Annotated in this window: 14 protein-coding genes; 11 read left to right on the top strand and 3 right to left on the bottom strand. The window is 54.6% G+C overall.

From position 1 onward, the window contains the following. Window positions 1-13 precede the first annotated feature (13 nt). Complete coding sequence (locus SNR34_RS24095) at window positions 14-1,417, bottom strand: RidA family protein (protein WP_339274118.1); 1,404 nt, start codon at window positions 1,415-1,417, stop codon at window positions 14-16. Window positions 1,418-1,760: 343 nt separating this feature from the next. Here SNR34_RS24095 and SNR34_RS24090 point away from each other — a divergent pair, with 343 nt between their 5' ends. The 3 genes from SNR34_RS24090 (at window position 1,761) to SNR34_RS24080 (ending at window position 6,639) form a co-directional block, all read left to right on the top strand. Next, window positions 1,761-3,779 (top strand): methyl-accepting chemotaxis protein, encoded by a 2,019-nt coding sequence (locus SNR34_RS24090; RefSeq protein ID WP_236415611.1) that lies wholly within the window; start codon window positions 1,761-1,763, stop codon window positions 3,777-3,779. A 278-nt stretch (window positions 3,780-4,057) separates the two neighbouring features. Continuing rightward, complete coding sequence (locus tag SNR34_RS24085; RefSeq protein WP_486180374.1) at window positions 4,058-5,290, top strand: MFS transporter; 1,233 nt, start codon at window positions 4,058-4,060, stop codon at window positions 5,288-5,290. 26 nt (window positions 5,291-5,316) lie between these two features. Continuing rightward, window positions 5,317-6,639 (top strand): LLM class flavin-dependent oxidoreductase, encoded by a 1,323-nt coding sequence (locus tag SNR34_RS24080; RefSeq protein ID WP_343261183.1) that lies wholly within the window; start codon window positions 5,317-5,319, stop codon window positions 6,637-6,639. A 175-nt stretch (window positions 6,640-6,814) separates the two neighbouring features. On the opposite strand, the gene SNR34_RS24075 is transcribed toward SNR34_RS24080, so the two are convergent. Then, window positions 6,815-7,849, bottom strand: coding sequence for a LacI family DNA-binding transcriptional regulator (locus tag SNR34_RS24075; RefSeq protein WP_339274112.1), 1,035 nt, complete (start codon window positions 7,847-7,849; stop codon window positions 6,815-6,817). A 460-nt stretch (window positions 7,850-8,309) separates the two neighbouring features. Between SNR34_RS24075 and SNR34_RS24070 the strand changes: the two genes are divergently transcribed. The 5 genes from SNR34_RS24070 (at window position 8,310) to SNR34_RS24050 (ending at window position 14,743) form a co-directional block, all read left to right on the top strand. After that, complete coding sequence (locus SNR34_RS24070) at window positions 8,310-9,602, top strand: sugar ABC transporter substrate-binding protein (protein ID WP_438286848.1); 1,293 nt, start codon at window positions 8,310-8,312, stop codon at window positions 9,600-9,602. A gap of 150 nt (window positions 9,603-9,752) precedes the next feature. Beyond that, a complete protein-coding gene (locus tag SNR34_RS24065; protein WP_486180373.1) occupies window positions 9,753-11,108 on the top strand; it encodes a carbohydrate ABC transporter permease in 1,356 nt (451 codons plus the stop codon). After that, window positions 11,105-11,941 (top strand): sugar ABC transporter permease, encoded by an 837-nt coding sequence (locus SNR34_RS24060; protein WP_486180372.1) that lies wholly within the window; start codon window positions 11,105-11,107, stop codon window positions 11,939-11,941. The genes SNR34_RS24065 and SNR34_RS24060 overlap by 4 nt, the downstream gene beginning before the upstream one ends. Before the next feature lie 131 nt (window positions 11,942-12,072). Next, on the top strand, window positions 12,073-13,374 hold the full coding sequence (locus tag SNR34_RS24055; protein WP_236415621.1) for an MFS transporter: 1,302 nt from the start codon (window positions 12,073-12,075) through the stop codon (window positions 13,372-13,374). Window positions 13,375-13,609: 235 nt separating this feature from the next. After that, the gene (locus SNR34_RS24050) at window positions 13,610-14,743 is read left to right on the top strand and encodes a serine hydrolase domain-containing protein (RefSeq protein WP_236415623.1); all 1,134 of its coding nucleotides are present in this window, start codon (window positions 13,610-13,612) and stop codon (window positions 14,741-14,743) included. Between the two features lie 127 nt (window positions 14,744-14,870). Here SNR34_RS24050 and SNR34_RS24045 read toward each other — a convergent pair whose 3' ends face one another. Continuing rightward, window positions 14,871-17,027, bottom strand: coding sequence for an alpha-amylase family glycosyl hydrolase (locus tag SNR34_RS24045; RefSeq protein WP_486180371.1), 2,157 nt, complete (start codon window positions 17,025-17,027; stop codon window positions 14,871-14,873). A gap of 473 nt (window positions 17,028-17,500) precedes the next feature. Between SNR34_RS24045 and SNR34_RS24040 the strand changes: the two genes are divergently transcribed. Genes SNR34_RS24040 through SNR34_RS24030 form a run of 3 tightly spaced genes read left to right on the top strand, consistent with a single transcriptional unit; the run spans window position 17,501 to window position 21,973 of the window. Next, entirely contained in the window at window positions 17,501-18,883 is a 1,383-nt protein-coding gene (locus SNR34_RS24040; RefSeq protein WP_486180370.1) for an alpha/beta hydrolase, read from the top strand. A 4-nt stretch (window positions 18,884-18,887) separates the two neighbouring features. Continuing rightward, entirely contained in the window at window positions 18,888-20,453 is a 1,566-nt protein-coding gene (locus tag SNR34_RS24035; protein WP_486180369.1) for an acyl carrier protein, read from the top strand. Beyond that, entirely contained in the window at window positions 20,450-21,973 is a 1,524-nt protein-coding gene (locus SNR34_RS24030) for an ANL family adenylate-forming protein (protein WP_486180368.1), read from the top strand. The genes SNR34_RS24035 and SNR34_RS24030 overlap by 4 nt, the downstream gene beginning before the upstream one ends. Window positions 21,974-22,055: the final 82 nt, after the last annotated feature.

The raw sequence follows: 22,055 nt of genomic DNA, 5'->3' as shown, positions 1-22,055 counted from the left end.
ATGTTGTGCGTATTTATTTTTTCGGCGCGTAGAACGTGCCTTCCACCTCGACGATGTCGTCCTGGTTCAGACGATCCACTTCGATAATGGTCCGCGGAGGATAAGGTCCGTCGCCCCACAGTTCTTCCTGGATTTGATTGACGATTGGACGATACCGGTACATGTCTGTGACGTACACGACGATCCGGGTAGCATCCCGCAGCGTGGCGCCTTCGGATTCGGCGATCAGCTTCATGTTGAGAAACGCTTGGCGAATGCGGCCTTCTTCGTCGGACACGAGATTGTTGGCGGCCGGATCGATGCCGCGCATGCCTGCCACATAAATGGTATCCCCTGCACGCGTTCCAAGATCCCATGTACCTGTAGTCTGGATGGCGCCTTGAGGAGCAAGGGTTTTGACGCCATTAGGCGACACGTTTGTTCCGTTCGCGGACGGCCCCTTCTGAGCTGCCTTCGATGTTTTCTCCGGCGCGTAGAACGTGCCTTCCACCTCAACGATGTCGTCCTGGTTCAAGCGGTCTACCTCGATGATCGTGCGCGGAGGATAGGGTCCGTCGCCCCACAGTTCTTCCTGAATCCGGTTCACGATCGGGCGATATCGATACATGTCGGTCACGTACACCACGAGACGGGTTGCATCCTGCAGCGTGGCGCCCTCGGATTCGGCAATCAGCTTCATGTTGAGAAACGCTTGGCGAATACGCCCTTCCTCGTCCGACACGAGCTTGTTGGTGGCCGGATCGATGCCGCGCATGCCTGCCACGTAAATGTTGTCGCCGGCCCGCGTTCCGAGATTCCACGTCCCCGTGGATTGGATCGCGCCTTGAGGAGCAAGGGTTTTGACGCCGTTAGGCGACACGTTCGTGCCGTTCGCGGACGGTCCCTTCTGAGCTGCTTTCGATGTTTTCTCCGGCGCATAGAATGTGCCCTCTACCTCGACGATGTCATCCTGGTTCAAGCGGTCCACTTCCACGATCGTACGCGGGGGGTACGGACCCTTGCCCCAAAGTTCTTCCTGGATCTGATTCACGATGGGCCGATACCGGTACATATCCGTCACATACACTACGAGGCGAGTCGCGTCCTGCAGCGTGGCGCCCTCGGATTCGGCAATCAGCTTCATGTTGAGAAACGCCTGGCGAATGCGGCCTTCTTCGTCAGCGACCAGTTTGTTGGTCGTGGGGTCAATGCCGCGCATGCCTGCCACGTAAACATAGTCTCCCGCGCGCGTTCCTACATCCCATGTTCCCGTGGACTGAATGGCGCCTTCCGGCGATAAGGTTTCCACGCCATGAGGCGAGACGATGGTCACTTTCGAAGCGAATGCGGGAACTCCGAATGCGGTGATGCCAATTTGCAATGCAAGCATGCCTGCGGTCAAACGCCGTACGGCTCTTCCTGTTTGTTTATTTGTCATCTCCAACTACCCTTCCTATGTAGGCATATTAAAATATTTCTCGACTACTATATCACAAGTACACATCCTGTCAATTGATTTATTGGGTATTTCATCCTAAATTTTTGGATGATAATGTATCTTTTGCGCAACTAAAAGACTACTATGCTAGCAAGTTTGAATAAAAATTTGCTGATATGCTCTAATTCCCAACAAGGAAAATGTCGAAATTTATAATTTTCATTAAATCAAAGGACTTTTAGCCTAAAGTTATCGGCCTGTCATGCCGAAATATATAAAACTGCCACTTTCTATGCATGACGATTATGGGTAGAACTATGATGCCGAAGAAAGGATAGGATTCATGAAGAAGCAAAAGACAAAACGCAGCAAGCCTGTCGTTCAACCTGGCGTCCCCAAAACCGGAAGGAAGTTTACGATCCGGGCACGCCTCACCTTGGCCTTTCTGGTGATTCTCGTCGTTCCGACAGCCGGTTTGGGATGGTTGTCGTATCTGACCGCCAAGGAAGACATCACGGAACAGTTTCTCAAAAATACGCGTCAATCGGTAGAAACCGTGAATACGCAAGTGGAAACACTGATCAACACTAGCCTGGAGGATCTGAAATACCTCTCGCAAACGGTGAACAAGGGCATGGTCGACGGTGACGAAAGTCCGCTGCTTCGTCAAATTTTGGACCCAATCAAAGCGGTGAAATCCGAGTACGACCATGTGCAATTTGCGACAACGGAAGGAAAGCTGCTCAACTCGCCGCAGCAGACCTTTGCGGAAGATTTCGATCCGAGGGAACGGGCGTGGTATACGCTGGCCATGGAGAATAAAGGGCAGACGCTCGTCAACAATCCGATTATTAGCCAGGACGGCAAAGTGATCGTTGTGCCTTCCATGGCCACCGCCGACGACTCCGGCGTAGTCAGCATCGTGCTTAGCCTGACCAATCTTGCCGAGCAAATCAACAAAATCAAAGTTGGCGAGACAGGTTATGTCTCCGTATTGGACAAAGATAACAAGTACATAACCCATCCGACGATTGAAATAGGTTCCGAAGATACCGAAAGCTATGTAGAGCAAATGAAAGTGGAACCGTCAGGGAATGTCGAGTATTCGTCAGACGGAACGGACAAAATTGCCGTGTACGCGACCAATGAGGCAACCGGGTGGAAAATCGTGGGTGTCATCGACGTGGAAGAAATTTCGGCAGCAAGCCGCGGAATATTGTATACCACGTTGGTGATCATTGCCGTCTCCATCGTGGGCGGAGCGCTGGTGGCCGCCTGGATCATTCGCTCCATCGACGCGCCGTTGAAACGGCTGATGGCGGCAACGAACAATATTGCCGCGGGTGACCTGACCAACGAGGTGAAGATCACTTCGAAGGATGAACTCGGCGAGTTGTCCGGCGCCGTGAATCAAATGTCCGCCAATTTGAGAAGTCTGGTGTCGCAGGTCGGATTCAATGCCGAGCAGGTGGCGGCAACCTCCGAGGAATTGTCCGCAAGCTCCGAGCAGACGCGGACAACTGCCGAGTATATCTCGGAAGCGGTGCAGCAGATCGCCGACGGTTCGGACCGGTTGGTGAACAACTCGGCCGCGTTTAATCAGGCGACCGAAGACATTTCCAAAGGCATGAACCAGGCATCGAGTTCCATCCAGTATGTTACGCAGCTGACCCAGTCCGCGAACGAAAAGGCGCAGGAAGGCGCCGAAGTCGTGAATCATGCGGTGGCCCAAATGAACACGATCCACGACAAAGTGAATCAAACGGCCGATGTCGTTCACAAGCTTGGACAGAAGACGGATGAAATCGGCGAAATCATCGGTTTGATCACCCAGATTTCCAGCCAAACGAATCTGCTCGCCCTCAATGCGGCCATCGAGGCCGCCCGTGCAGGGGAGCATGGCCGGGGATTTGCGGTCGTTGCTGACGAGGTCAGAAAGCTGGCCGAGCAATCTACGCGCTCCGCAGAGCAGATTCGCAAACTGGTGCAGGAAGTGCGTCAGGAAACCGGAAACGCGGTAGCCTCGATGAATGAAGGGACGGAAGTGGTCCGCGAGGGCATTTCATTGGTTTCCCGCACGGGAGAAGCCTTCGGCGTCATTGCCGATTCCATCGATCAGGCGGCGTCCGAAACGATCGAGGTTTCCGCGATCGTGGAGCAGGTGCACGCCAGCGCGCAGAGCATGGTTGAAATGGCCCAAAACGTGGCCGTTATTGCCGAGCAGTCGGCGGGGAACACGCAAAGCGTCGCAGCATCGACGGAACAGCAGAGCGCATCGATGGTCGAGGTGTCCGCGTCTGCGGACAGTCTGAGCAAAATGGCGCAGGAGCTTCAAGAACTGATCGGCAAATTCAAGGTATAGAAAGCAAGTTTCTGGGACGTCACCTTAGAATACGGTATTACATTGGGTGAAAAGAAGGAGAGAGCAGCGTATGACAGCGCGGCTCTCCTTTTTTTATGTCTGGAGGTGTGCTGGGCATACCCCATAAGCCCGATTCGCGGATGCGGCAAAAACATGCCGCTATTCAATTATTAAATACGCCGATCGAACTTTTCTATTACACATGCCGCAAGTATTCCGTTAACATGATATATAACCTAGTTACCTGATAGGAATTTAAACCTATGGAGAAGCATGCCATGCCGCATTGGAAGCGAAACCTGTACATCTTATGGCTGGGCCTGTTTCTCAACTATATGGCGTATACGCTCTCTGTGCCCTTTTTTCCGTTGTTTCTGCAAAATGAGCTTGGCGTTCAGTCGGGACTTGAAGTCTGGTCGGGGATATCGATTTCCATCAGCTTTCTGATCAGCGGCTTGTGCGCGCCGTTCTGGGGATCGCTGGCGGACAGGCACGGCAGCAAGCTGATGCTGCTTCGCTCCGGCGCAGGCTTGGCTGCGGCCCATTTGGCCAATGCCTTTGTCCACGACCCGTATTCCTTTCTGGCCGTGCGCATATTTCAGGGGTTGATGGCCGGTTTCCATCCAGCTTCCGTCACGCTGGTTGGCACCAATACGCCGGAAAAACATGTCGGTTACGCGATGGGCGTGATATCGACTTCCACGGCGGCAGGGGGCATTCTGGGACCCCTTGCCGGCGGCGTGATCAGCCAATGGGTCGGGCTGCGGGGCTGTTTTGTCGCTTCGGGCATCCTTACGCTGGTGTCTGCAATGATCGTCATGGGGGTTCGCGAAAACCAAGCGAAACGGGTGAGCGTCCGCACAGGCTGGATCGCCGATTTGAAGACTGCTGCCGCCACGCCGGGCTTGATGCGCATTTATGGCTTGATCCTGCTTGTATCCACCTCGGTCATGGTGCTGGAGCCCTTGCTTACGTTATATGTCGTCTCCATTGGAGGAAATCCGGATACGGCGACGCTTAGCGCAGGGATCGTATTCTCCGCAGTCGGCGTGGCCACGGTCATTATGGGCCCTCGCTGGGGCAGGCTCGGCGGCAGGCTTGGATACGATAAAACGTTGATGATCGGATTGGTTGGCGGCGGGATTGGCAATTTGCTGCAGGTACTCGCATTCAACCTGTATGTGTTCGGGGGAGTCCGCTTCGCTTACGGCCTTTTCTTTGCTGCCGTTTATCCAACGCTGAACGCGATGGTTGTGCGGCATGCAGCCCTTGAATTTCGGGGTAGAGCGGTAAGCTTGAGCCAATCCGCCAACCAGTTCGGCATTGTGCTTGGTCCGCTGGTCGGAGGTTTTATTGGCGGCTCGGCCGGCATTCCCGTCGTATTCCTGTTGACAGGCATCGCCCTGTTGGCTGCGGCGTGGATGGTGCGAAAGAGCGCGGTTACCCCACAGAAGCTGGAGCAGGACAATTCAGGCACTGTCGCCGGGGCAGGGCACAGCAGCAACCACTAATTCATCCATTCGGGGAGGAATACACGATGAGCAAACGACAATTGAAACTGGGAGCCAATCTGAGCGGGGTCGGCAATAGCATCTCTTTCTGGCGGCATCCGGACATTCCGGTCAATGCCAGCGTCAGCATCGAATACTACAAACAGCAGGCGCGCAAGGCGGAGGAAGGCAAATTCGACCTGTTGTTTATCGCGGACGGTTTATATATCAACGAAAAATCCAACCCCCATTTCCTCAACCGTTTCGAGCCGATTACGCTGTTATCCACGCTGGCTGGCGCGACGTCGCACATCGGTCTTGTGGCTACGTTGTCAACCTCGTATAGCGAACCGTTCACCGTTGCAAGGCAGTTCGCTTCGTTGGATCAGATTAGCGGCGGACGGGCGGGTTGGAACGTCGTTACTTCTCCGCTCGAAGGCTCGGCCCTGAATTTCGGCAAAGGCGAGCATCCCGATCATTCGCTGCGCTACGAAATTGCCGAGGAACATTTGCAAGTCGTCAGAGGACTGTGGGATTCGTGGGAGGATGATGCCTTCATAGGCGACAAGGAGGCCGGCATTTTCTTCGATCCGTCCAAGCTGCATGCGCTGAATCATCGCGGAAAGCATTTTTCCGTGCAGGGTCCGCTCAACGTGGCCCGTTCTTCCCAAGGACACCCGGTCATCTTCCAAGCCGGTTCCTCGGAATCGGGCAAAAATCTTGCAGCCCGGTCGGCAGATGCGATCTATACCGCTCACGAAACTTTGGAAGAAGCCAGAGAATTCTACCGGGACGTAAAAGCGAGAGCGGCAGCCCATGGACGCAAACCGGAGGAACTGCTCATTTTCCCAGGCATCGGTCCGATCGTGGGGCGTACCGAAGAAGAAGCCGAGCGCAAATATCAAGAAATCGCCGCTCTCGTATCCATCGACCAAGCGCTGAATTACTTGGGGCGCTACTTCGAGCATTTCGATTTTTCGCAATATGCGCTGGATGAGCCGTTCCCGGACATCGGCGATTTGGGCAGCAACAGCTTCCGCAGCACGACGGACAAAATCAAGCAGCAGGCCCGCGAGCAAGGCTTGACCTTAAGGGAAGTGGCATTGCTGGCATCCACGCCGCGCACTTCCTTTATCGGCACGCCGGAGAAGATCGCGGACCTGATACAGGAATGGTTCGAGTCGGAAGCGGCGGATGGATTCAACATCCGGACAGTCGTGCCGAACGGCCTGGCGGATTTCGTAGATTTGGTGGTGCCCGTTTTGCAAGAACGCGGTTTGTTCCGCACGGCGTATGAGCAAACGACGCTGCGGGGCAATCTGGGCCTTGAAATTCCGTCCAACCGTTACGCATTGGAGTCGGTAAAGTAGAATCATAGATCAGCATCAGCAGGCAAAAAAGCTGAACGTCAGACCACGTCTTCCCAGGGCGTGGTTTTTTCGTTTCATCCTGCGGCAAGCATGGATAAGCCCATCACCCCGGAACCGGGGTGATGGGGGGAGAATCCGTTTTCAGGATTTTGGACAAACGTTTGCGCGGACATGCTTAAATCTGTCTTGGCAAGGTATAAAGTGAAGATTCCCGGACCATCAAGCGATGGGGGATGATAATCGGGTTCGGCGAGATTGCGCCTTCGTCGCCTTGGATGATCTTCAACAGCAATTGAACGGCGGAATAGCCAAGCTGATAGGTGCCGATATCGATGGAACTCAGCGGCGGTGAAGCCAATTCGGACAGGGCGATATTGTTGAAGCTGACGACGCTGATGTCCTCGGGTACGCGATATCCCAACTCATCCAATGCACGCAATACGCCAAAAGCCACATGATCGTCGATGACCACGATCGCCGTCGGTCGGTTTGGCAGTGACATAAATAGCGACATGGCCCGGAATCCGCTGTCCTGCAAATATTCTCCTTCCAGAATCCAATCGGAATGGGTCGGCAGCTGCGCATCTTCCATCGCTTTGGCATATCCCGTCATGCGATCATGAGAAAGGGTAAACTCCGGCGGTCCGCTGACGAACCCGATGCGGGCATGTCCCTGCGCAATCAAATGGCTGGTCGCGTCATAAGCCGTTTGCACATTATCATTGTCCACCATGGGTGCATCAGGATGGGTTTCGCTGCGGCCGATCAGCACAAACGGAAAACGCTCCTCTTCCAGAAACGCAATATGCGGATCTTCCCGTCGCGACGAAAGCAGCATAATGCCATCGACTCTTCTTCCATAGACCAGGCGGGAGATGGCGTCAAGGCCGTTGCCCGAAGTCGACTCGGTAGATAGCAGCACTTCATAATTCATGCGGGTGGCATGGCTCATGATGCCTCGCAGCAATTCCCCAAAGAAGTAGTTCTGAAACAGCTCCTCCGCCGGCCGCGGCAGCATGATGCCTAACGTTTGCGTTGTTTTGGACACCAGGCTCTTTGCCATGATGTTGGGATGATAGTTGTGTTCTTTCATGATCTGCCGGACCTTGACCGAGGTTTCGCGACTGATCCGGGGATGATTCGAAATCACCCGGGATACTGTAGAAGGGGATACTCCCGCCATTTTGGCAATATCTTTGATTGTAATCATGTGAAAAATCCCTTCCCTACCGTCATATCAAAACATGCTCCTATGTTAATTCATGGTTTGGAAGAAATCAATCGGCAAGTATGCGGGACAATACTCCAGAGAGGAAAATGAAGGAAAATAAAGACAGATCAAGCAAAACGTCACTTTTTCAAGACAGATAACAAATTTTGGGGCAATTCCGTCTAAAATCATTTGTGCAAACGTTTGTGCAAGGGGAGAACCCTAGTGTATGATGTGTTTATTATTACAGCGCTTACATGGACGATTATTGGGTGTTAACGTCTGTTTCCTCCTTCTTGATGAATAAGCAAAGACGCTTGATTTGAATTTTGGGCAAACGTTTGTCCATACGTAACACGCAGTCTTTGCTGTGATTCGAAGCTTTGGCGACAAGAGCACGGCAGAGGGGGAAAGAGCGCAACAATAACGCTTTACCAATCAGGGGGAAGGGGAAATGAGAATGAAGAAATGGCAGGGGATTCTACTCGCGGCATTCACGTCGTTATCGCTGGTTGCTTGTTCGGCAGGCGGAGGCGGCGGAACGGCGGGAACAACGCCGGTCGCCGAAGAAAATACGGAAGGACCGGCCGTCACTCCAGACACGCTGCAACCGGAACCAGGGGCCACGTTGGTCATTTGGGAAGACAAAAACCAGAGCAGCTTCATTGCGGACAGAATCAAACAATTCGAGGAGAAATACGGCGTGCCGGTCAAATTCGAAGAATTGCCGCCGACGGACCAGGTGACAAAGCTTACGACGGACGGACCGGCCGGATTGGCCGCGGACGTTGTCGTCTTCCCGCACGACAAAATCGGAAGTGCCTCCGAAGCGGGCCTGATTTTGCCCAACGACGTATTTGAATCGAGAACGACGGAATCGACCAGCGAAAACGCTTTGAAGGCAGTAACGTTCAAGGACATTCTGTATGGATATCCGTACAGCGTGGAAACGTATGCCTTGTTCTATAACAAAGCGCTCTATCCGGAAGCGCCGAAATCGTTCGATGAAATCATCGACTTTGCCAAAACGTTCAACGATACCAAAAACAATAAATATGCACTCATGTGGGAGCTGCAGCAGTTTTACTACGACTTTGCGTTCCTGGCATCCCAAGGCGGATACATCTTCGGGGATGACGGCATGAACAGCGAGGATATCGGTTTGAACAACGAAGGCGCGCAGAAGGGCGGCGAATTCCTGCAAAAGCTGAGAGCGGAGGTCCTGCCTGTCAAGCTCGGCGACGTGAATTACGATATCAAAAAAGGATTGTTCAGCAGCGGCAAGCTCGCGATGGATATCAATGGACCATGGACGATCGCCGACTATCGCAATGCAGGCATCGATTTCGGCGTTGCGCCCCTTCCGCAAATCGAGGGACAACCGATGACCTCGTTCTCCGGCGTCAAGGCGTATTACGTCAATGCATTCACGCAATACCCGAATGCATCGAAACTGCTTGCGGCATTCCTCTCCAGCGAGGAATCGCAGATGCTTAATTTCGAGATGAACGGAACCCTTCCGGCAGATAAAAACGTGGCGGCAGACCCCAAAGTTCAAGGGGACGACATCACCAAAGCGTTTCTGGAGCAATTCAACCATTCAACGCCGATGCCTTCGCTTCCGGCCATGGATAGCGTATGGGGACCGATCTCTTCCGCCATTACGGACATTTGGGACGGGGGCAAAGACGTGAAGTCATCGCTCGACAATGCCGTCAAACAGATTAACGAAAGCCTTGCTACCACGAAATAATCGCGTCCGGACCGTGTTCGTTACGATGGATTGCTGAACGTTCGACTTCGACTACGACAGCAGTTCATGGTGGCAAGGTACGGCCGGCGGATAAAGACCAGCCTGTCCGCACTGCGGGCAGGCCACTCTAATGCCGGAAGGAGCATATCCATGAAGCAGCAGCATGTTCCGGTGAACGTAAAACCGGAAGGAGCGAGGCAGCACCGCCTGACCGCGGCTGTGCTGTCCGTTATTTTGCAGGGACTGGGGCAGTTGTACAACGGCCAGTGGATCAAAGGACTGATTTTGATCGCGCTGGAAGCCGTAGGGCTTGCCTACCTCATTCCCCGCCTGAACCATGCGGTCTGGGGCATCTGGACCTTGGGCGAGAATACGCAGCGGTTCGTGAAGGTCAATGGATCGACCGTTCTGCAGAAAGGGGATCACTCGATCTTTTTGCTGCTGGATGGCTTGATCGTACTGTTGGTTCTGTTCGTATTTCTACTTATATATACGCTTAACGTAAGGGATGCATATTTAACGGGAAAATGGAGGGAAGAAGGCAAGCAGCCGCGATCCGCCATGAATTCTCTTCGAAGCGCGCTGGATACCCAGTTCCCGTATCTGTTCCTTGCCATTCCCGCTTTGGGTGTCCTGTTTTTCACGATCATGCCGATCTTGTTCACCATCACGCTGGCTTTCACCAACTACTCGGCTCCGGATCACATTCCTCCAGCCAAACTCGTTGATTGGGTCGGGTTCGGCACGTTCAGCGACCTGGTCCAGTTGAAATCATGGAGCCAGACGTTTATGGGCGTATTGGGTTGGACGGTCGTTTGGGCCGTGCTGGCCACCGTCACGACGTATTTTGGCGGCGTGTTGGTTGCGCTGCTGATTGAGCAGCGCGGCATTCGTTTTAAGAAGCTGTGGCGTACAATCTTCATTCTTCCTTATGCCATCCCGCAGATTATTTCCTTGCTCTTGATGCGCAACCTGTTCAACGGACAGTTCGGTCCGATCAATACGTACATGAGAGCGTTCGGTTTGGAAGGGCTGCCTTGGCTGACCGATCCGTTCTGGGCCAAAGTGACGGTCATCGTCGTGAACATGTGGATCGGCATCCCCGTCAGCATGGTGCTCATTTTGGGTGTGCTTACCGCCATTCCTCGTGATTTGTACGAAGCCGCCGAAGTGGACGGGGCGAGCAGCTTTCAGAAATTCCGCATCATTACGATGCCGTTCATCCTGTTTGCCACAACGCCTGTGCTGATTATGCAGTTCGCGGGCAATTTCAACAACTTCAACGTCATCTACCTGCTCACGAACGGCAACCCGCTTCGCGGCGATTACCAGTATGCCGGGTCTACCGATTTGCTCGTGACATGGCTGTACAAACTGACGCTCGATAACAACAAGTTCAACATGGCGTCGGCGGTAGGTATCATCATTTTCCTTATTATTGCATCGTTCTCCATTTGGAACTTCCGCCGTTCGAAATCATTCAAGGAGGAGGACATGATCCAATGAAGAAACGAAACAATCCGCTGCGGGTGGTCCTCAGCTATGTCCTGCTGGTCATCATTGCCATCGTTTCGATCTATCCCGTGCTGTGGATCGTTCTCTCGTCCTTGCGCCCGGGCGCCGCGTTATTCAGTGAAAGCCTGTGGCCGGAAGCGTTCACGCTGGCGCATTATGGTGAACTGTTCACGACCCCTTCTTTCCTGTACGGCAGATGGTACATGAATACGCTCAAAATCGCGTTCTTTACGATGATTTTCTCGACGCTGCTCGTCACGCTGGGAATGTATGCATTGTCTCGCTTCCGCTTCCGCGGGCGCAAGACCATCCTGTCCACGATGCTGATTCTGGGCATGTTCCCAAGCTTCATGAGCATGATCGCGATCTACATCATCCTGCTGCAAATTCAGCTGCTGGATACGCATGCCGCGCTGATTCTGGTGTATTCGTCGGGTGCCGTGCTGGGCGGTTTCATCGTCAAAGGGTTCTTCGATACGATTCCGCGCAGCCTGGATGAAGCGGCACGCATCGATGGAGCGAGCCATCTGCGCGTCTTCGTCAGCATCATTCTGCCGCTGTCCCGTCCGATGTTGACCTACGTGGCGCTCACCAGCTTCACGGGGGCATGGATGGACTTTATTTTCGCCCGGCTGGTGCTGCGCACCAAAGAAAATTGGACGCTGGCCGTAGGCATGTGGGATCTGGTCAGCCGATATCAGGACAGCAACTTTACGATGTTCGCCGCCGGTGCGGTGCTGATTGCGATTCCGATCACGCTGCTCTTCGTGTTCCTGCAGCGCTTCCTGGTACAGGGGCTTACGACAGGAGCCTCCAAAGGATAAACATACATTCATCACCTCTTCAGGCGCTTTGATCGAAGGAATTGCACAATGACTCCTTCTTTCGGAGCGCTTTTCATGCATGTCCTATTTACGGCTGGAATGATCGATACAATCGGGAGGGAAACGAAATTATGGATACTGTTCGTCCGGTGGATTCGGGCTCCGGCTCTGCGGATTTGCACCCAGGCATGGGTACGGCTTGTCCTGCAAACGATACCGCGTCCGAACCGGCATTGCGGCACAACAAAGCTTTTCGAAGACTGCTTTACGGCTACGGCATTTCTGTCTTCGGCGATTGTTTCAACGGCATTGCCATCAGCTTGTGGGTCTTGCAGACGACGGGCAGCGCCAAGAGCATGGCCGCCGTGCAAATTTGCAACATGGCGGTCAGCTTTGTTTTCGGTTCCCTTGCAGGCACGCTGGCAGATCGCTTTGACCGTCGCACATTGATGCTGTCCTCGGATCTGTTCCGGGCTTTTATGGCCGCGACCATTGCCGTAAGCCTGTTTGTGCTGCATGCCCCTTTTCCATTGCTGCTGCTCATGCTTGGCCTGTCGATGTTCTCCAGCTTGTTTCAGGCACCTGCCTTTTACGCTTCGGTTAGCCGCCTGGTCGGCAAGCCACATCTGCAGCAGGCTACGGGCGCAATCCATTTGGTCGACAACATTGCCCGGATCAGCGGACTTGCTGCGGCAGGAGCGGCGGTGGCGCTGATCGGCGGCTTCTATGCCATTCTCGTTACGGCAAGCACGTTTTTGCTCTCGGCGGTCTGCGTGGCGGCTGCCGGCCGTTTTCCATCCGTGGAACGGACAACGACCGCCAAAACCACCTTTGTTCAGGAGTGGAGAGGCTCCTTCGCTTATCTCTTCTCGCAGCCGCTTGTGCGCGCCATTGTTGTGCTGCAGCCGATTCTGCTGCTCTTTTTCATGTCTGCCATGATGCTCGTGCAGGTGATGGCGGTAAAGGTATGGCAAGCGAATCCGGTGCAATTCGGATTGATCGAAACCTGCATTCCGCTCGGGTACATGCTTGGTTCTGCCGGGCTTATGGCCATGGCGGGCCGGATGAAGCACCGGGGAAGGTGGATATTTGTTGGCCTCCTGCTGCTGGGACCGTTGTACGCGGCGTTATCCTACATCACTTCGCCGTATTGGGCTTTGCCGCTCATTGTAGCCGGCGGAGCCATGTTCGCCTGCTGCACGATGCTGCCGCAGATCATGGTTCGCGCTGAAGTGCCCGATGAACTTCAAGGGAGGGTTTATGGAGTCATGGGCACGCTCACAAGCACGGCGCCGATCATTGGCCTATCGGTCGTGTCCGTTTGGGCGGACCGCTACGGAGCTCCGGTGGTGCTGGAAGGACTGGGAGCTCTGCTTTTGTTGACCGCGTTTGTTATGGCAGTGGCCATGAAGCCCATCCGTGCTTATAAGTAGAAGGCATGCTTGGGACTTGAGGAAAACACGTACTGCGGTTTCGCCTGCTTGGTGCGATCGTTTAGTTTCCACTTGGGAATTCGTCCGGTCGGCGTCCGTTCCCCCGTTCATCTTGCGATCTGATGGTGGTCTTTGAATGCGATTGGTCGTATATTAATAGTATGCGGTTACATGCGGAGAACGTGGCCGTATGGCGCAATAATTATCAATTCTACATATAAAGGGATGAGCGAACATGGATTTTAAACCGCTTGCTTCATTTATCGACCGCATCACCGCTTGGCGTATTCCGTGGGCGGAAGTACTTGTCATGCATCGCAACGAAACGGTTTTCCGTTATCGCAACGGCTTTGCTAATTTGGAAGAGCAAACGCCCATCGGCGAAGGCGCGATCATCAACTTGTACTCCATGACCAAAATCATGACCTGCGTCGCAGCGCTTCAGCTTGTGGAGAGAGGACAAATGCTGCTTGGCGACCCGATCTCGAACTATCTGCCGGAATATGCCGAGATGACGGTCAGAAAAACTTTGCCGAACGGGGAAGTACGGCTGGAGAAAGCGACAAAAGCCATTACGGTGCGCGACCTGTTTACGATGACGGCCGGATTTTCCTATGACGTTGGAGCACCATCTATCCAGGAGGCTGTGAAGAGCACGAACGGAACGTTGTCGACGCGTGAATTTGCGAAGGCGCTGGCGAAAGAGCCGCTGTTGTTCGAGCCTGGGACACAGTGGAATTACAGCATGTGCCACGATGTGCTTGGCGCTTTGATTGAAGTCGTGGATGGCAGACGGTTCGGCACATACTTAAAAGAGGAAATCACCGACCCGCTCGGCATGCACGATACGGCATTTGACCTGAATGACGAGCAGCAGGCCAGATTGATTCCGCAGTATGCGTACAATGACGAACTTGGCAAAGCCGTTCGCATGGACGGCAACGGTTTCCGGGTAGGCACGGCGCTGGAAAGCGGGGGCGCAGGATTGTTGTCTACCGTCAGCGATTACGCCCTGTTCCTGAATGCGTTGACTGGGCGCGGCACAAGCCCGGACGGCGTGCGCATCTTGTCACAGGCTTCGGTCGAACTGATGCGTACGGACCATCTGAATGATTTGACCCGAGGCGACTACTCCTGGGATCAAATGAAAGGCTACGGCTACGGGTTAGGCGTACGGACCCATGTCTCCAAGGCCGGAAGCGGCTCCTTGAGTCCGCTGGGCGAGTTCGGCTGGAGCGGCGCTGCCGGCTGCATGGCCATCATCGATCCGGATTCGGAACTTACGGTTATGTATGCGCAGCACCTGTTGAACAGTCAGGAGCCGTACATCCAGCCTCGCTTGAGAAATATCGTTTACGCCTGCTTATAGAGCAGATGGGAATTCTTGTTTATCCATTAATCAGCGATGCAGCTTGAAAAGCAAAACGGAAATACGGACACCCCGAGCATACGCGAAATGCGTGCTGCATCGGGGTGTTTGGTTTTGTCGAGTTATTTTATTGCCAGTTCACGTTTACGGTTGCGGTGCCGCTGGCTGGCGTGGTGAAGGTGTGATTCGATCCGTTTTCCCATGTGATGGTAGAGCCGTTTTTCTTGAAGAACTTGAACTCGAGCGGCGTTCCGGCAGGCACGCTAACGTCGTAATACCATGTCGGATAAGCGTGAATGACCTGGTTGAACGTTGGCCCAACGGCGTTTGCTCCTGTGGACCAGTTGCCGAGCTCGGCAACGTTGCCGGTCAAGTACACGTTCTGGCCCAGGGATGTCGATGCATTATTAACAACGAATCGAACGGTGACCTGCTCGCCGGTCAAAATATTAAACCCGTTATAGCTGTTGCTGGTTACGCCGCCTGCGGTTACCTTCACCGCGTAATTGCCCGCTGCAACGGCAGGAACGGTAACTTTGATTTGGGTATCTTCCCACGATTGGATCGCAGATCCGGTTACGGCCGTTGTACCGAAGTAAACGGTGCCTTTGGTTGCGCCGAAGCCGCGGCCGTCGATCGTGACGACGTTGCCGGGTTTGCCCATCATCGGTCCGACGTGCCCGATCGTCGGCGTGCTTTCGGAAGCCGTGTACTGCCACACTGCCGTCCCGCCTGCGGCCAACGTGAATGTAGGCACGCTGCCGTTGTTGGACGTAATGCTGTTGCCGTTCAGCGCGCCGCCAAGGACGTCCGTGTACGTTCCCGAAGGCAGGGACGTTGCAAGTCCGCTAATGGAGGCAGAGGACGATTGGTTGCGGTTGATCGCCACGACGGCAACGCTTTTGCCGAATTTGCGTTCATAGACGTACACGTCATTATTAATCCAGCGCTGCTGCGTCGAGCCGTAAGCGATGGCCGGATTGGATTTGCGCAGCGGAGCCAGCTTGCTGATCACGTTGAATGCCGTAGTTGTTTTGGAGAACGATGGCATTTTGGCGCGGTTGTTCGGATCGCCGTTTCCGGTCAGGTATTGTTCAGTGCCGTAATAGATGGCAGGCACGCCGCGAGATGTCAGCGTGAAGGCCAAAGCCTGTTCCAACTGCCGGTTGTTGACCGCGCTTGTTTTGAAACGGTCCATGTCATGGTTATCGATAAAGGTCACCTGGTCATTGACTTGCGTGTAGTCTGCTGCTGTGCTGCTGATCATGGAATCCAGTGCATGCATGTTCGACGTGTTGTCGCGGAACACGTTCCGCACTTCGGCATTGAAGCGGAAATCAAGCAGGCTCATGCCTGAAGTGTTCGCGAATTTGGTGTTGTCCGCATCCGCAGCGGAAGAGCCGAGGAACCACTCACCGAACGTGAATACAGGCTGATGGCTGTAAATGCCCGACATCCAGCTCTTTTGCCAGCCTTCCGGCATGTGTTTGACCGCATCCACGCGGATGCCGTCGACGCCCATGTCAAGCCAGAGGTTGATGGCGTCTTTGAAGTATTTATCAATGGTCGCATTGTTGTGGTTCAAGTCGGCGAGATCATAAAGGTTTTTGTAGATTCCGTTCTCGAGGGAAGAGAAGTCCGAGCCGCCGTTATGGTGGAAGTAACCGTTGGTGTCGTTGGTGTAACCGCCAAGGAGCGTGCCGTTGTCATACAGCTTGCCGTTCTCGGCGAACGAGGTATCGGTCTCCATGGCCGGTGACGTATGGTTTGGAGCAAAGTCGATGACGATTTTGATGCCTTTGGCATGAGCGGTCTGAATAAGGTTCTGGAAGTCGGTCATGGAACCGAAGTACGGGTTGGTTTTCTTGAAATCCCGCGCCCAGTATCCATGGTAGGAAGTGTTGTTGACGCCGGAGTAATTGACGACGGCATGGATGTTTTCTACCGGCTGCGAAATCCAGAGCGCCGTGATGCCCAGGTCCGTGAAATAGTTGTCGTTGATTTTGTTGATCAATCCCTGCCAGTCCCCGCCGCAATACAATTTCAGGTTGGTACAGCTGGCATCGTACGCTGCTCCGGAAGGGTTGTTGGAAGGATCGCCGTCCAGAAAGCGGTCGGTGAATACCTGATAGATGACGTCCGTGCTGAAATTCTGCTTGTTCGTTACGGCAGTGTCGGGGTCTGCAAGCACGGAAGCCGCCGGCAGGAAGGGGAGTGCGCTCCCGGCCAGCAAGCCGAGGGTTAACGTGGTGCTGAGAATGATGCGTTTGGTCACATTCAACATGGTAATCCACCCTTCGCGATTAGAATATGATATTATGTAATCCGTGGAAGTAAAAACGCTTACAATTGCGGACGGCCAATCATTTGCCAACCATGGACGGGTCTACCTCCTTCCTGCATGCAAAAACCCCGGCATCTCCTGCTGGAGTTACCGGGGTTGTCCTAGACCTTAGGTCTAAAAAGCATGGCCCTCGAGTTGTACATCACACCGTAATCATAAAAAACGGCAATGGGTTTGTCAATAACTTTTATTTTAGGTTTATTTTTCTTGTTTTCGTATTTACAAACCGCATCATTGGATTTACACTAATCGCAGAATCCACAATACAAGGGCCATGCATTTCGGAAACGATGATCCGATCCGAAACAACCCCGTCTCCTTCGAGGCGGGGTTGTTTGTCGTTGCAGGCAGCAGCGTAGAGAGGCGTTTCATTATTGCAAGGCATGATGAGCTGAGGGGAGCGATGATCCGTGATGAGTTCATTGGAGACAAGGTCGGTTATCGAATGTTTGAGCGAATTCAAGGCAACGCGGCTGGGCAACAGCCGAAATATCCATGTGTATCTGCCTCCGGGATATCATGAGCATACCGATAAAAGGTATCCGGTCGTTTATATGCATGCAGGCCAGCGCGCTTTCGGCCTCTCCAAGCCGGGCCAGGAAACGTGGCAGATGGATGTGGCGGCAGACCGCCTGATCGGTTTGGGGCTCATGGAGGAGCTGATTATTGTGGGCATCTCCCATGTTCGCCCGGTTACGCACAATGAGTTTTACCATTATGCTGCGCCGGTCCGCGAAGCTGTAGACGTGGGATGCTCGGGTCTGCTGTACGAACATTTCATCGTGCATGAGCTCAAGCCGTTCATTGACCGGCGATATCGGACGTTGACGGAGCCGGAGCATACGGGGATGATCGGTTCATCCGCAGCCGCATTGTGCACGTTCCACATCGGCATGCGCCATCCGGACGTTTTTGGCAAGCTGATGATGTTGTCGCCGTTTTTTTATGACGTGCAGTTGGATGCGAGTTCCCCGGGACGGCTGAAAGAAGAGCCGATGATTCGGCTTCCCGCAGGAAAACCAGACGTACGGATGTGGATGGATATCGGGGATATGGAAGGTCTGTTCCTTCCAAGCCAAATTAGAGAGGTTGTCGACCAACTTCTGGACCGTGGTTACGTGGCTGGCAAGGACCTCATTTACCTGGAACAACCCGATGCCGGCCATCAGGAAGCCGATTGGGCCGAACGCGTACATCTTCCTTTGCTGTGCATGTTTGGCAAAAAAGGCAACCCGGCTTCCCTCGAACTCAAGGGCAGAAGTGTTCTAGGGTTGAAAGGAGATATGAAATGCCGAATTAATGCCCTGCTCCGCTATGACAACGGCGTTAAGGTCAGTCTGCTGGAAGGGACATACATTTCCGAACAACCTGACGTGCTCAAGGTACTGCCGGATGGAACGCTGATTCCCGTCGCTACCGGCAGGGCGGTCGTTCGGCTTCAGTTCGGGGAATTGACGGCAACCAAGGCGTACACCGTCGTGGAGGAGCTTTCCGGTCACGTTCTCATCTGCCTGAGCGCACAATCGCCGTCTCGCGAACCTGCGGAAGACACCATATACGGCGGCATGGGCATGAAGCTGAAACATGTCGGAGACGGACATTACGAAGGATGCTTCGAAGTTCCGCGGGACAGCGGTTTCCGGTTCCGGTTTACGCGTGGTTTCCGCCGATTTGAGACCGACCCGGATGGTCGGCCGATGCCCAATCGCGTCTTCCGGGCCACGCATCCGCAGTCTCTCCATTATACGATCCGTTCCTGGGGCGACAGCCCGGCCAGAAACGAAACGAGGAGGTAAACCGATGTCATCCTTACGGCATGTTCAGCCACTGATGGATATTCCGTTTTATTATCCCTGCCATTTTCCGCTGATTCATGAGGTTTTGCGGCGCCAGGGCTGCCAGAGCAGCCTTGGCCTTCTGGCGGCCAGCCGATTGTTTACCCTTCCCTCGTGTTCGGACACGGGGCTGGTCAAGCCTTATTTTCACAAGCTGGATTACGAGGATGCCGTCTGGAGCATGGGGGAGCAGCGCGAAATGGGCAGTTTCGAGGAAGGGCTTGCCGCCATTCGTGAGCGCGTGGGAGAAGGTGAATTGTTCCTCGCAACGGGCTCGAGCTACCATTTGCCGTATGACGAGAACTTTCGGAATCCGGAGTATATCCATAAACATCTAAGGGAGGGTTCCCGCCTGCATCTGGTGGACCACTGGCTGGCCGTGTGCGATATCGGGGAACGGCATGTGGACGTGTATGATCCGGTCCCCTCCAAATATAAGGGGGCGGTCTCGCTTTCGGCCTTTCGCGATTTCTGGAAAGGGCACAAGGCGATGCCCGAGCTGGCGTCAGCCAAGCGAAAGGAAGAGCTCAGAACCTACGGAACAATGGAGGTTCGGTCCGCGGGCCAGCTGGATGATGACGGGTATCGAGAGGTGCTGCGCGCAGCCCTGGCTACGCAAATTCACGAGTTCCTGGCGGCCAGGCAGGTGAGGCAAGGGGAACGGAATTATTACTTTGGACAAGCCGTCACCGTAGAGTTGCTGCGCACGCTCCATATGGAAGGGAAAGAAGACGAAGGCGGGGCACGTTCCCGCGTTCAAGGGGAATCCGGGAATGAGCGTGCACACCATTCTGTCTTCCGGAATGGGCAGCAGGGGGCGACCGCTGCAATGTCTGAGGTTAACCTTTCCGGTGATTGGAAATCCAGTAATGCTGGTGTTTCCCGGCTACCGGGCCTATTGTTCGATATGCGATGGAGCCGGTATTTTTTCAGAGATTTACTGCTGGAAGCGGCTCGCGCGTTAGGCTCGCCGTACGACGCCTATCTTGAGGCCTGGCAGGGCCTGATCCGGCGTTGGGAACGGAGTCACAAGCTGCTGATGGCCAGGCTCGCAAAGCGTGATTCCGGTTGGAACGATGAGCTCAGTGGGGTCATCGGGCAACTGGCGAACGATGAATGGGCCTGGTACGAGAAGATGCAATCCATCCATGGCAGCGAATCCCGCTTTGTTCAGCGTGCATTTGCCGGGAATGAAAAGGCGAATTCGGCGGAGGCGAAGCGGGAAGAAACGCTGGCCCGCATCGTTCTGGAGAGCTGTCATGAACTGAATGCATATGGACGCGGCGGCATCCCGGTGGAGCTTGGACTGCATGCTCCGCTCTATGGCAGGAACGGCCGGTTGGATTCGCTTGGTTTGGTGTCGTTATTAGCCGTCGTGGAACAGGAGGTCGAGGATCGATACGGCATATCGGTCGCACTGACGGAGATGGCGGCTGCTTCGATGCCTGAAAGTCCTTACCGCACGGTCGGTTCGCTGGTGGGTTACCTGGAGGGCAAACTGCGTGCGCAGCGGGAAGGAGTGGAACCATGATCGAAACGTTACTGCGGCGATTCGAGGGATGGGGCTCCGCCCCGGCCATGGTATGGCAGAATGACGGTTACAGCTACGGATGGCTGCGCGGAGAGGTACGCAGGATGAACCGCCTGATCGGCAATGCCGGCATGGCGGGCAGCGTCGTTACGCTGGAGACAGACTATTCTCCCCATGCCGCTGCCGCTTTGCTGGCTCTGCTGGAGCAGCGCTGCATCGTTATTCCGCTGGCTCCGGACCTAGTTCGGAACAAGCGGGAGGAGTATATGGATTTGGCTGGAGCGGAATGGCGAATCGTGGCCAGGCGGGAGAAACACTCCGATACTGATGGGTATGGGGCCGACGTTGATGATGTAGGTGACACTTTATCGGAGGGGTTGCTTTGGAGTGCGGACAAGCTTCGTTCCGTGCCTGACGAAGATCGGTGTACGGCAACGTTAAGCGATGCCGTGCCTGGCGGGCTGGTGGCCTTAAGCGTAAAGCGATTCGAGGCGGACGGATTGCCGCCGCTATTAACCGAACTTCGTCAGCAGCAGGTCGGCGGTCTGGTCATTTTTTCTTCCGGTTCGACGGGACGAAGCAAGGCTGCCGTGCATCGCGCCGATCGGCTGCTGCAGCGGTTTCAAAGGCAGGGCCGCCCGCTGCGGACGATTCCTTTCATGCGTTTTGACCATATCGGCGGTTTCAATACGCTGCTGCAATCGCTGGCCAGCGGCGGCTGCCTGTGCATGATCCGCGAGCGATCGCCGGAGGAGGTGTGCAGAACGATCGAGCGGCATCGGGTGCAGGCCTTGCCCGTATCGCCGACGTTTATGAACCTGCTCCTGCTCAGCGGTGCGTACCGGGACTTTGATCTGTCCAGTCTGGAAGTGGTGTCGTATGGGTCTGAGGTAATGTCACAGGCGCTGCTCGAAGCATGGAACAGGGCGTTTCCTCACATTCGGACGGTTCAAGCTTACGGGATGTCCGAGCTCGGCATTTTGCCGACGCGCTCCAAAGCGTCGGGCTCCCTGTTGTTTGCCGTACGGGATGGAGAAGTGCAGTATCGCGTGGTGGACGGGCTGCTGGAAATTCGCACGGCAACGGCCATGCTCGGATATTTAAACGCGCCGTCGCCGTTTACCGAAGACGGTTGGCTGCGCACAGGAGATGCTGCCGTGATGGAAGGGGAGTATCTCCGCATTCTGGGCCGCGATTCCGAGATCATCAATGTAGGCGGCCGCAAGGTCTATCCGGCAGAGGTGGAGGGCGTGCTGGAGCAGATGGAGGTCATTGAAGTGGCGGTCGTTTGCGGCGAACACAGCGGCATCACCGGCCAGCGTGTAACGGCCACCGTGCAGACAAGCCGGGAGATGCCCCTCGCCGAGCTGCGCCGGATGATCTGGGATTATTGCCGCGAACGCCTGTCGGATTACAAAATTCCGCAAAAGATCATCTTGGCGAAGGACGGCCTGACGAGCCCGCGCATGAAAAAGGTAAGGCAGCCCCTTGCCGTCTCGCCAGAACAAATCGAAACATAAGCCGAAGATAAGGCTGAAACATTAAACGTGAAAACACCCGCAGGGATGGCCCATCGACCATCGGTTCCTGCGGGTGTTTGGT

The organism is Paenibacillus sp. XP01 (genome assembly GCF_057364885.1).
Note: the sequence above shows the minus strand (reverse complement) of the source record. Positions and strands in the feature narration are given on the sequence as shown.

Excerpts from the sequence above, each read along its gene's own strand:
- SNR34_RS24095 (WP_339274118.1), bottom strand. The coding sequence starts at position 1,417 with ATGACAAATAAACAAACAGGAAGAGCCGTACGGCGTTTGACCGCAGGC.
- SNR34_RS24090 (WP_236415611.1), top strand. The coding sequence starts at position 1,761 with ATGAAGAAGCAAAAGACAAAACGCAGCAAGCCTGTCGTTCAACCTGGC.
- SNR34_RS24085 (WP_486180374.1), top strand. The coding sequence starts at position 4,058 with ATGCCGCATTGGAAGCGAAACCTGTACATCTTATGGCTGGGCCTGTTT.
- SNR34_RS24080 (WP_343261183.1), top strand. The coding sequence starts at position 5,317 with ATGAGCAAACGACAATTGAAACTGGGAGCCAATCTGAGCGGGGTCGGC.
- SNR34_RS24075 (WP_339274112.1), bottom strand. The coding sequence starts at position 7,849 with ATGATTACAATCAAAGATATTGCCAAAATGGCGGGAGTATCCCCTTCT.
- SNR34_RS24070 (WP_438286848.1), top strand. The coding sequence starts at position 8,310 with ATGAAGAAATGGCAGGGGATTCTACTCGCGGCATTCACGTCGTTATCG.
- SNR34_RS24065 (WP_486180373.1), top strand. The coding sequence starts at position 9,753 with ATGAAGCAGCAGCATGTTCCGGTGAACGTAAAACCGGAAGGAGCGAGG.
- SNR34_RS24060 (WP_486180372.1), top strand. The coding sequence starts at position 11,105 with ATGAAGAAACGAAACAATCCGCTGCGGGTGGTCCTCAGCTATGTCCTG.
- SNR34_RS24055 (WP_236415621.1), top strand. The coding sequence starts at position 12,073 with ATGGATACTGTTCGTCCGGTGGATTCGGGCTCCGGCTCTGCGGATTTG.
- SNR34_RS24050 (WP_236415623.1), top strand. The coding sequence starts at position 13,610 with ATGGATTTTAAACCGCTTGCTTCATTTATCGACCGCATCACCGCTTGG.
- SNR34_RS24045 (WP_486180371.1), bottom strand. The coding sequence starts at position 17,027 with ATGTTGAATGTGACCAAACGCATCATTCTCAGCACCACGTTAACCCTC.
- SNR34_RS24040 (WP_486180370.1), top strand. The coding sequence starts at position 17,501 with ATGAGTTCATTGGAGACAAGGTCGGTTATCGAATGTTTGAGCGAATTC.
- SNR34_RS24035 (WP_486180369.1), top strand. The coding sequence starts at position 18,888 with ATGTCATCCTTACGGCATGTTCAGCCACTGATGGATATTCCGTTTTAT.
- SNR34_RS24030 (WP_486180368.1), top strand. The coding sequence starts at position 20,450 with ATGATCGAAACGTTACTGCGGCGATTCGAGGGATGGGGCTCCGCCCCG.